Source organism: Micromonospora sp. NPDC003776 (assembly GCF_053605645.1).
Genome location: NZ_JBSGJR010000212.1, coordinates 1 through 10,264 on the forward strand (window position 1 = coordinate 1; position 10,264 = coordinate 10,264).

Below are 10,264 nucleotides of genomic sequence, written 5' to 3' on the forward strand. Positions count from 1 at the left end.
TCAACCGCATCCAGCAGATCGATCGCGGCCTGCACTGGATGAACCTGTTCGTCCGACGGCGTCGCTGCACCTGGCCGCCACCGACGGTTGGGTCTCCATGCCACAGGGCTCGCCGCCGATCAGCCCGTTCTGGCCCGACCCGCTCGCCCCGGCCGGCGCCGACCTCTACGTCTTCGGGTTCCGCGACGTCACCGGGCTGTCCGCCACCCAGGTCACCGCCGAGCGCGGCAAGGCGCAGATCAGCGCGCCGCTGCTCGGCTTCGACCAGGAGACCGACATCCGGATCACCCTGACCAACCTGGGGCTGTCGGTCCGGCCCGACCTGGTCGACGGGCACACCGTGCACTGGCACGGCTTCCGCAACGCCATCCCGCTCTTCGACGGCGTGCCGGAACTGTCCATCTCGGTGCCGATCGGCCGTGAATTCACCTACTTCTACCGGCCGCACGACGCCGGCACGTACATGTACCACTGCCACTTCGAGGACGTCGAGCACGTGCAGATGGGCATGACCGGCATCGTCTACGTCCGACCGAGGCAGAACGCCGGCACCGCCGACGTCCCGCCCGGGAAGTACGTCTACAACGACGGCGACGCCACCACCCGGTACGACCGGGAGTTCGCCCTGATGCTCACCGAGGTGTGGGCCGAGGCGCACTACCGGGACGCGCACATCCAGACCACCGACTGGACCGACTACAAGCCGTCCTTCTTCGCCTTCAACGGCCGCTGCTACCCGGACACCCTGGCCCCGAACGGCGACCCGCTCAGCTCGGCCGCCGGGCGGCTGCGCTACCAGCCGATCTCCTCGCTGATCACCGCGAACGTGGGGGAGCGGGTGCTGCTGCGGCTGGCCAACCTCGGCTACCAGAACCACGCGCTCACCGTCGACGGGCTGGACCTGCTGGTGGTCGGCAAGGACGCGGCCCTGCTGCGCGGCCGCGACGGCAGCGCCGAGTACCAGGTGACCAACACCGTCGAGATCGGGCCGGGGGAGAGCCGCGACGTCATCTTCACCGCGTCCGACCCCGGCACCTACCTGCTCTACGACCGCGACCTGATGTCCCTGACCAACGCCGGTGGCGGACGGGGCGGGCAACTGACCGAGATCCGGATCTCGCCGCCCGGCACGCTCCCGGCGCAGACCCGGGCGAACGCCTGAGATGGGGGTACCCATGCTTCGTCTCGACCGCGGCCGGTGGAAGCGGCTGAGCGCGGTGCCGCTCGTCGCGGCCATCGTCGCCGTGCTCCTCGTCCCCGGGTCGCACGGGGTGGCTGCCAGCCCGCCCGCCGGCCTGGAGTGCCTCACCTCCGGCGACAACGCCTTCGACCTCACCGCCACCGGCGGCTACGCCGCCATGCCCGACGGCAACACCATCTTCATGTGGAGCTACGCCGCCAGCGGCGGGGCGTTCCAGCTCCCCGGCCCGACGCTCTGCGTCACCTCGGGGGCGAAGGTCACCGTCGTGCTGCACAACACCCTGCCGGAGCCCACGTCGATCACCTTCCCCGGCCAGGCGCAGGTGCTCGCCGACGGGCGGCCGGCCCAGCCGGAGACCGACGCCGCCGGCACGCTCACCTCGCTGACCACCACCGCGGCCGCCACCACCGGCTCGGTCACCTACACCTTCACCGCCGGGCCGCCGGGCACCTACCTCTACCAGTCCGGCACCGACGTGCAGAAGCAGGTGCAGATGGGGCTCTACGGCGCGCTGGTCGTCCGCCCCGCCGGCCACCCGGACCGGGAGAACGACCGGGCCGACTCGGCGTTCGACCCCGACCACGAGTACCTCTACCTGCTCGGCGAGATCGACCCGGACCTGCACCTGGCGGTCGAGCGGAAGCGGGCGTACGACTTCACGAAGTACAAGGCGCGCTACTTCACCATCAACGGGCGCAGCATGCCGGACACCATCGCGCCCAACCACGCCGACTGGCTGCCCGCCCAGCCGTACGGGGCGCTGATCCACATCCGCCCGTACGACCCGGTGCGCAACCCGCAGCCGGCGCTGATCCGCTACCTGAACGCCGGATCGGTCAGCTACCCGTTCCACCCGCACGGCAGCGACGAGCAGCTGATCGCCCGGGACGGGCGGCCGGCGCAGGGCCCCGGCGGGCAGGACCTGTCCTTCTCCAACTTCCTCATCGACGTGGCGCCCGGGCAGACCGCGGACACGCTGATGATCTGGAAGGACGCCGAGCACTGGGACCCTCAGGGCAACCCGATCCCGGTGCCGCTGCCGTCGTTGCAGGACCAGATCGTCGGGCCGGGCCCGGAGACCTGGTTCGCGGAGAACCCGTACCTCGGCGGGGAGCTCGGCGAACTGCCGCCCGGCGTGGTGCAGAACAACCAGTGCGGCGAGTACTACCACGTCGCGCACAGCCACGCGCTGGAACAGGCGACCAACTACGGGGCGAGCTTCGGCGGGATGATGACGCTGATCCGCATCGACCCGCCCGCCGGATGTCCGGCGTGACACGGCAGGGGAGGGCGACGATGACACGGACCCGTACGACGCGGCTGCTCGCCGGGATCGCGGCCGCGCTGCTGACACTCGGCCCGGCGCCGGCACACGCCGCAGCCCCGCACGTCGCGGCGGGCGCCGACCGGGCAGCGGCCACCCTCGCTGGTGACCCGGCCCCGCCGCAGGGCGTGCTACCGCAGACCGGCTGCCAGCTCGCCGCCGGCACGGCCACCTGCGACCTCTGGGCCAAGCCCGGCACCGTGGTGCTGCCCGGCGCGACCGCGCCGGTGCCGATCTGGGGCTTCGCCCCGACCGACGCCGCCCCGGCCACCCTGCCCGGCCCGGTGCTCGTGGTCGACCAGGGCCAGCGGGTGACCGTCACCCTGCACAACGGACTCGCCGACGCCCTGTCGCTGGCGTTCCCCGCGGTCACCGGGCTCGCCCCCGACCGCACCGGCGCCGCCGCCGGCGGCACCCGCAGCTACACCTTCACCGCCACCCGTCCCGGCACGTACCTCTACGAGGCCGGGCACACCGCGCTCGGCGCCCGGCAGGTCGCCATGGGGCTGGTCGGCGCGCTGGTGGTCCGCGCCCCCGCCGTCGCCGGTCGGCCCAGCGCGTACGGGGACGCGGCTTCGGTCTACGACGACGAGGCGGTGCTGGTGCTCACCGAGGTGGACCCGGCCTTCAACGCCGCCCCGCTCAGCTACGACATGCGCGCCTACGCCCCGAAGTACCGGCTGATCAACGGCAAGGCGTTCCCAGAGACCGACGTGGTGGCCACCGACGTCGGCCGGACGGTGCTGCTGCGCTACGTCGCCGCCGGGGTGCAGCCGCATCCGATGACCCTGCTCGGGCTGGACCAGGCGATCGTCGGGCAGGACGCCCGGCCGGCCGGGTACCCGGAGGCCGCGGTGACCGTGCCGCTGCAACCCGGGCAGGCGGTCGACGCCGTGGTGCACGTGCCGGGCGGGCCCGACGGGCGGCGCTTCGCGCTGTTCGAGTCCGGCGGGCAGCTCAACAACGCCGGCCAGCGCTACGGCAGCACCGTCACCGGGGTCAGCCCGCAGCAGGCGTTCGGCGGCATGCTCACCTTCCTGGACACCAACCCGCCGGTGGACAGCGGCGACCACGTCGGCCCGACCGCCGCGAACGTCCGGGCCGCCCCGAACCCGGCGAGCGTGCGGGACGCGGTGACCGTCACCGCCGACTTCACCGACGCGCGCAACGGCAACTCGGTGGTGGACCGGGCCGAGGCGGTCGTCGACGACCTGCGGGTCGCCGAGGGGACCGGCATCCCGTTCACCGGCGGCGGCTTCGGCGCCGGACCGACGGTCGCCGGGGCCACCGCCGCCCTCCCCGCCGACCTGCTCACCACCCTCACCCAGGGCCGGCACACCATCTGGGTACGCGGCCACGACGCGGCCGGCAACTGGGGCGTGGTCGGCAGCACCACGCTCAACCTCGCGGTCACCGGCGCGGTCACCACCGGCGTGACGCTCACCCCGAGCCCGACCGCCGGCACCGGCGACATCGCGCTCTCCGCCACCGGCGACGACTCCGGCCTCGGCGGCACGGTCACCGGCGCGGAGTGGTTCCTGGACAGCACCGGGGACAACGGCGCCGGCACCCCGCTCACCCTGGCCAACCCGGGTGCCGCGGTCGCCGCCGAGTCCGGCGCGATCCCGGCCGTGGTGGCCGCCGCGCTGGCCGAGGGCCGGCACACCGTCTACGTGCACAGCCGGGACTCGTTCGGGCTGTGGGGCCCGTACGCCGCCGCCGACCTGGTGGTCGACCGGACGGTGCCGACCCTGCTCTCCGGGGCGGTGGACCCGCCCGTCACGGACGGCCGCACCGGCTCCGCGTCCGACCCGACCGATCTGCGGATCAACGCCGCCTTCACCGATCCCACCGCCGGGGGCGTGCACTCGGCGATCACGGCGGCGGAGGGCTTCCTCGACGCCGGCGGCGCCGACGGCACCGGCTTCACCTTCGTCGCCCTCGACGGCTCGTTCAACAGCGGCACCGAGAACACCTACGGGCTGCTGCCGCTGAGCGAGCTGACCGGGCGCGCCGACGGCGTCCACCAGGTGCTGGTGCACGCCCGCGACTCCGCCGGGAACTGGGGGCCGCTCACCGCGGTCACCTTCACCCTCGACCGGGCCGGGCCGGTGGTCACCGGGATCACCGCCGCGCCGAACCCGACCGCCCGCGCGGCGACGCTCACGCTGAGCGCCACCGCCACCGACGCGGCCTCCGCGGTGACCGCCGCCGAGTGGTACGAGGGCACCGACCCCGGTACCGGCCACGGCCACCCGATGACGGTCAGCGGCACCGCGGTCAGCACCACCATCGCGCTCAACGGGTTCAGCGCCGGGAACCACACGCTGCGGGTGCGCGCCCGCGACGCGCTGGGCACCTGGGGCACGGCCGGCGCGGTGACGGTCAGCGTCGACCCGCCGAACGCCATCTTCGCCGACGCCTTCACCGGCGGCACCGGCGCCTGGTCGCGGGTGGTCGGCACGGTGTCGGCCGGCTCCGGTCAACTGGTCGCCAACACGGTCGGGTACGTCGTCGACGACACCCCGGCCGCCGAGCGCACCGTGCACACCCGGGCGGACGTCACCCTCGGCACGTTCAACCCGCAGACCGCCGTGGTCACCGTCCACCAGCTGAACAACGCCGCGGGCGGGGCGGTGGCGGTCGTCCAGTACCGCCGCAACGGCACCACCAACCAGTTCCGGCTGGGGCTGCTGCGCCCGGCCGGCTGGGCGTACACGAGTTGGGTGGCCGCCGGCGGCGGCACGGTGCGGCTGGACTGGGCCTCGGCCACCGCCGGCTCGGCCACCCTCAAGGTCGGCACGGTCACCGTCGGCACCCTGACCGGCGACACCAGCGGCTACCGGGTGGAGTCGGCGGCGCTCGGCCTGGTCGCCCGCACCGCCACCACCACCGGCTCGCTGAGCTTCGACAACTACGCCTCCACCCGCTACACCGCACCCTGACGCCTGGGGGGCCGGGCACCGGTCCGGCCCCCACCGTCCCCCGAGGAGTCCTGACGATGGTCGCGATCCCGTTCCGCATCCCGCGTCCCCGCCTTGGCCGGCTGGTGCTCCCGCTGCTCGTGCTGGCGCTGGTCGCGGTGTCGATCGTCCGCTTCGGCGGGTACGCCGACGCCCGGCAGGGCTACGCCGTCCCGCACGACGGGCAGTTGGAGGCCCAGCTCGGTGTCCGGTTCACCCAGGCGGCCGTGGTGGGCGACGGCGGCCTGGTGGAGCTGCGCTACGTGGTGCTGGACACCCAGAAGGCGTCGGCCTTCCAGAACGACACGAAGCATCCGCCCCGGCTGCGCAACGAGCGCTCCGGCAAACTGGCCTGGCGGGCGGCCCTGATGAAGCAGGGCCACGAGCTGCGCCCCGGCCAGAGCTACTACCTGCTCTACCTGAACAACGGCGGCGCCATCAAGCGCGGCGACTCCATCGAGATCACCTCGGGGCAGCGCCGCCTGGCCCACGTGCCGGTGCGGTGAGCGGCGTGTCCCGGTTGGGCCGCCTGCTCGCCGTTCTCGCCGTGGCGGGCCTGGCCGTGCTGGTCGGTCCGGCGCCGGCGCAGGCCCACGCGTACCTGGCCGCCAGCGCGCCCGCCGACGGCGCCGTGCTGGACCGGGCGCCGGAGACGCTCACCCTCGCCTTCACCGAGCACGTGGAACTCGCCGCCGCCCGGATCAGCCTGGTCGACGGCGACGGCCGGCACTGGGCGGTGACCGGGCTGGCGCTGCGCGACCCGGAGGGCGCGCCCGCCACCGAGGACGACGACAGCGAGGAACCGGTCACCCTGGTCGCCGGCCTGCCGGCGCTGCCGCCGAACACGTACCACGTCGCCTGGCGGACGCTCTCCTCGGACGACCTGCACACCACCAGCGGCACCCTGGTCTTCGGGGTCGGGCGGCAGGTCACCGCCTGCGGGTTCCGATCGAGGGTGGTGAGCGCGCGGTCGAGGATCTGCACCAGCTTCTCCAGGCGCACCTTGAGCAGGGCCTCGGCGCTCACCCCGGTCAGGTCCAGCTCGACCCCTTCCAGGTGCACCCGCACCCCGGCGTCGAGCTGGACCAGGTTCGCCAGCCGGGCGCGCAGCGACAGGTCCGCGTCGAGCCCGTCCACCGCCAGCCGGAGCTGGTCGACCGTCACCTCCGGAATGTCGAGCAGGACGTCCGGCTCCGGCGCCCCGCCCCGGTGGCGCAGCCGCTCGCCGGTCGGGTCGGTTTCCCGCTCGCTGGCTTCGCTCTCGGTCATGCTCCCCGCTCCCCGCTGGCCCGTCCGCCGGGCCGGATCAGCGGCGGTTACCCGGTTTGCGCTGCGGCATCCATCCAGGGCCGGCCGCCCGCCGGGAGCGGGTGAGCGGTCCCGGAAAACGTTCTCCCGGCGGCCGGCGGACGGGCACACGAAAGCTGCGCAGCGAGGCATCAGCCGGTATGGTCCGGGCCTATGGGACAGGAGATGGCCGATCCGGATGAGGTCCGCCAGGAGTTCGACCGCTTCTCCCTCCGCTGCAGCCTGCTCGCCCCGGCCTCCGCCGAACGGGCCTTCGCCGTCTTCACCGGCTCGCTGACCGACTGGTGGGTGCGCGAGTACACCTGGTCGGGGCCGGACGCCCTGGCCGAGTTGGGGGTCGAGCCCCGCGCCGGCGGCATGCTCTACGAGATCGGCCCGTACGGCTTCCGCAGCGACTTCGGCCGGGTGCTCACCTGGGATCCGCCCCGCCGGCTGGTCTTCACCTGGCAGATCGGGCCGGACCGGGTGCCAGTGCCCGACCCGGCGCGGGCCAGCGAGGTGGAGGTGCTCTTCCTGCCCGAGGGGCCGGACCGGACCCGGGTGGAGGTCGAGCACCGCAACTTCGACCGGCACGGCGAGGCCGCCGAGGGCTACCGGGAGGCGCTGACCGCCGGCTGGCACGAACTGCTCCGCCGCTACCTGGCCACGGTCACCCGAGACGCGGCCTGAGCCCCCCGGCCCGGCGTCAGTGCGCGATGCCGCGCGCCGCGCCGGACCCGGTCACGCCCGCGCCCCCCAGGTCGGCCCGGCGTCCCGCCGCCGCTCCGGGACCGAAGCCGGTGCCGGCCAGCCGCCGTGCCGGGGCGGTACGCAGCCGGGGATAGACCTCGGCGAGCCGGCGCTGGACCCGGCCGGAACGGTCGGCGAGCACCAGCGCCATCGAGGGCGCCCCCGACCCGGCGACCGCGTCGGCCTCGGCCGCCCGCAACCGCTCCGCCACCACGTGGGCGAAACCGGCCAGCCAGGTACGCCGGAACGCGGCCGGATGTTCACCGGCCGGCACCGCGGCGCCGGCCAGCCCGTGCGCGGCCTGCACCAGCAGCGAGGTGAAGAGCAGCTCGACCCTTTCCAGGTCGCTGGCGAAGCCGAAGAGGTGCATCGCGAAACCGCTCCCCTGCCGGCGTCGTACGCAGCGGCAGCGCAGCGGGTCGGCGACGGCGGCGAGCAGGCCGGCCTTGTCCCGGGCGTACGGGGCGACCACCTCGACCACCCGGTCGCCGACCGGGTCGGTGGCCGGGTCCCGGGCCGCGAGCAGCGCCCGGTCCACGCCGTAGCGGGCGATCAGCTCGGTCGCCTTGGCCATGAACGCCGCCGACTCGGCGGGCGTGCAGGCCGGGTCCTCGGCCTGGGCGAGCAGCTTGCGGACCTTGCTGAGCATCGCCTCGGACATGCACCAGAGCTACCACAGGCGTCGCGGGCGGCCCGGCGGGCACCCCGCGCGCTCAGCCGGCCCGGCTGCGCAACGTGGCCACTGTCGACCCGGCGAGGGTGAGCAGGCAGTCCGGCAGCAACCCGTCGGCCATCGCGGCCCCGAAGAGCGCCTCGCCGGTGTCGGCGTCGTCGTTGGCGTACGCGCTGACGAAGCGGGCCACCCAGCGGGTGTCGTAGGCGGCCTGGTCGATGCCCGGGAAATCCAGCGCGGCGCCGCCGGTCGGGGCGTCGTCGCCGACCATGGCGGCGGCCAGGCACCACGCCACCCCGTACGCGCCGGCCAGCCCGGAGCGGTCCACCACCGCGTCGAAGGTGCCCACCACCGCGTCGCCGTCACCGGCCAGGGCCGAGCGGAGCACGGCGGTCGCGTCGTCCAGCGTCTGCTGTGCTTCGTCGGTCACCCGCCGAACAGTACTTACGGGGGTCAAGCGGTGACCCCGAAACACGACCTTCATCACGCTGAGTGATAACCGCAGTCGGGCTGCCGACGGAGCCCCATCCACGGTCCCACGGTCCGCGTCGGCACGCTAATGTGCGCAGCGGACCTTCGCCGGAGGAAGGACGACCATGCTCGTATCACGCGCGTCGCGCGCTGCCGTGTCCACGGTCTGCGCGGCGCTCCTGCTCGCCACCAGCGCCTGCGGGAGCGACCAGCCCGAGGAGGCGACCACCACCACCCAGGTGCGCCTCTACGGCACCGACGGCAACATGCAGAACTCGTACGCGGACGAACTCAAGGACCGTGCGGATCTGCTGAATGGCATGAAGGGCACCATCCCCCTCACGCCGCTGCCCGAGACCTTCAAGGATCGGCTACGCACCGTAGACCCGAAGCTGAGGGACTTCCTCTACTCGGCGGAGACGTACGACGCCGTCGTGATCAGCGCGCTGGCCGCCCAGCTCGCCGGCACCACCGACCCGGGCGAGATCGCCAAGCAGATCGTCGGGGTGACCACCAGCGGCCAGCGGTGCGACGACCCGGCGACCTGCCTCCAGCTCGCCCGTGCGGGCCAGGACATCGAGTACCGGGGGGTGTCGCTGAACCGGGCCGGCTTCACCGACGCCGGCGAGCCGGCCACCGCCAGCTACGCCACCCTGCACTTCGACGACAAGAAGATCAACGACGGCAAGACCGAGTTCGTCGGCGCCGGCGACGAGTCCGCGGCGAGCACCAAGGCGCCGCCGCGCGGCAAGAAGCAGCGCGGCGACAAGCCGGGCAAGGACGCCAAGGCCCCGCTGATCCTCGGTGGCCTGCTGCCGAAGACCGGTGACCTGGCGCTGGCCTATCCGCCGATCGCGGCCGGCGCGGCGCTGGCCATCAAGGAAATCAACGCCGGCGGCGGGGTGCTCGGCGAGCCGGTGGTGTGGATCGACGGCGACGACGGCACCAACCCGCAGATCGCCAAGGCGACGGTCGCCTCGCACGTCAGCAAGGGCGTGCAGGTCATCATCGGTGCGGCCGCGTCGGGCATCTCGCGGGCCGTGCTGCCCGACGTGGTGGCCGCCGGCCGGGTGCTGTTCTCCCCGTCGAACACCGACGCCGGGCTGACCACCATCGACGACAAGGGCCTCTACTTCCGTACCGCCCCGTCGGACATCCTCCAGGGCCGGGCGCTGGCCGACGTGATCCTCCGGGACGGACCGCACAAGGTCGCCATCGTCGCCCGTAAGGACTCCTACGGCGAGGGCCTCCAGGAGAACGTCCGTGCCGAGCTGGAGCGGGCCGGCCTGGGCGCGGATCGGATGAAGCTGCTCACCTACGAGCCGCCGGCCGACGCCAAGGCGCCGCCGGTCGACTTCAGCGACGGCGCCAAGCAGATCAAGGACTTCGGCGCGGACGCCGTACTGGTGATCGGCTTCGGTGAGTCCGCGCGCGTCATCACCGCGCTGGCCGACGCCGGGGTGCAGATCCGGCACTGACCACTGACGACGACGAGGGCCGCACCGGCGAACCGGTGCGGGGCGATCGTGGTCGAGCTCGCCGCGGTCGGGTTCCTCGACTCGACCGGGGTGGCCGCCCTGCTCCGGGGCGCCGCC

Annotated in this window: 9 protein-coding genes; 7 read left to right on the forward strand and 2 right to left on the reverse strand. The window is 73.8% G+C overall.

What is annotated here, in order from left to right; genetic code table 11:
- Positions 1-97: 97 nt before the first annotated feature.
- The 6 genes from ACWEVO_RS18420 to ACWEVO_RS18445 all read left to right on the forward strand — a co-directional run bounded on the left by ACWEVO_RS18420 (position 98) and on the right by ACWEVO_RS18445 (position 7,465).
- Positions 98-1,162, forward strand: a complete 1,065-nt coding sequence (locus ACWEVO_RS18420) for a multicopper oxidase domain-containing protein (protein WP_452308745.1) — start codon at positions 98-100, stop codon at positions 1,160-1,162.
- A 13-nt stretch (positions 1,163-1,175) separates the two neighbouring features.
- Positions 1,176-2,477: a multicopper oxidase domain-containing protein gene (locus tag ACWEVO_RS18425; protein ID WP_452308746.1), complete on the forward strand. Its 1,302-nt coding sequence runs from the start codon at positions 1,176-1,178 to the stop codon at positions 2,475-2,477.
- Between the two features lie 20 nt (positions 2,478-2,497).
- Positions 2,498-5,470: a multicopper oxidase domain-containing protein gene (locus tag ACWEVO_RS18430; RefSeq protein ID WP_452308747.1), complete on the forward strand. Its 2,973-nt coding sequence runs from the start codon at positions 2,498-2,500 to the stop codon at positions 5,468-5,470.
- A gap of 56 nt (positions 5,471-5,526) precedes the next feature.
- Positions 5,527-5,994 (forward strand): hypothetical protein, encoded by a 468-nt coding sequence (locus ACWEVO_RS18435; protein ID WP_452308748.1) that lies wholly within the window; start codon positions 5,527-5,529, stop codon positions 5,992-5,994.
- A gap of 125 nt (positions 5,995-6,119) precedes the next feature.
- Complete coding sequence (locus ACWEVO_RS18440) at positions 6,120-7,073, forward strand: copper resistance CopC family protein (RefSeq protein ID WP_452308753.1); 954 nt, start codon at positions 6,120-6,122, stop codon at positions 7,071-7,073.
- Positions 6,962-7,465: an SRPBCC family protein gene (locus ACWEVO_RS18445; protein WP_452308749.1), complete on the forward strand. Its 504-nt coding sequence runs from the start codon at positions 6,962-6,964 to the stop codon at positions 7,463-7,465. Before ACWEVO_RS18440 ends, ACWEVO_RS18445 begins: the two co-directional genes overlap by 112 nt.
- Before the next feature lie 16 nt (positions 7,466-7,481).
- Here the strand turns inward: ACWEVO_RS18445 and ACWEVO_RS18450 are convergent, their stop codons facing one another.
- On the reverse strand, positions 7,482-8,186 hold the full coding sequence (locus tag ACWEVO_RS18450) for a DUF2786 domain-containing protein (RefSeq protein WP_452308750.1): 705 nt from the start codon (positions 8,184-8,186) through the stop codon (positions 7,482-7,484).
- A gap of 52 nt (positions 8,187-8,238) precedes the next feature.
- Entirely contained in the window at positions 8,239-8,628 is a 390-nt protein-coding gene (locus tag ACWEVO_RS18455; protein ID WP_452308751.1) for a hypothetical protein, read from the reverse strand.
- Between the two features lie 166 nt (positions 8,629-8,794).
- On the opposite strand from ACWEVO_RS18455, the gene ACWEVO_RS18460 reads away from it, so the two are divergent.
- Positions 8,795-10,147: an ABC transporter substrate-binding protein gene (locus tag ACWEVO_RS18460; RefSeq protein ID WP_452308752.1), complete on the forward strand. Its 1,353-nt coding sequence runs from the start codon at positions 8,795-8,797 to the stop codon at positions 10,145-10,147.
- Positions 10,148-10,264: the final 117 nt, after the last annotated feature.

Coding starts and splice junctions, on each gene's coding strand:
- ACWEVO_RS18420 (WP_452308745.1), top strand. CDS start 98: ATGCCACAGGGCTCGCCGCCGATCAGCCCGTTCTGGCCCGACCCGCTC.
- ACWEVO_RS18425 (WP_452308746.1), top strand. CDS start 1,176: ATGCTTCGTCTCGACCGCGGCCGGTGGAAGCGGCTGAGCGCGGTGCCG.
- ACWEVO_RS18430 (WP_452308747.1), top strand. CDS start 2,498: ATGACACGGACCCGTACGACGCGGCTGCTCGCCGGGATCGCGGCCGCG.
- ACWEVO_RS18435 (WP_452308748.1), top strand. CDS start 5,527: ATGGTCGCGATCCCGTTCCGCATCCCGCGTCCCCGCCTTGGCCGGCTG.
- ACWEVO_RS18445 (WP_452308749.1), top strand. CDS start 6,962: ATGGCCGATCCGGATGAGGTCCGCCAGGAGTTCGACCGCTTCTCCCTC.
- ACWEVO_RS18450 (WP_452308750.1), bottom strand. CDS start 8,186: ATGTCCGAGGCGATGCTCAGCAAGGTCCGCAAGCTGCTCGCCCAGGCC.
- ACWEVO_RS18460 (WP_452308752.1), top strand. CDS start 8,795: ATGCTCGTATCACGCGCGTCGCGCGCTGCCGTGTCCACGGTCTGCGCG.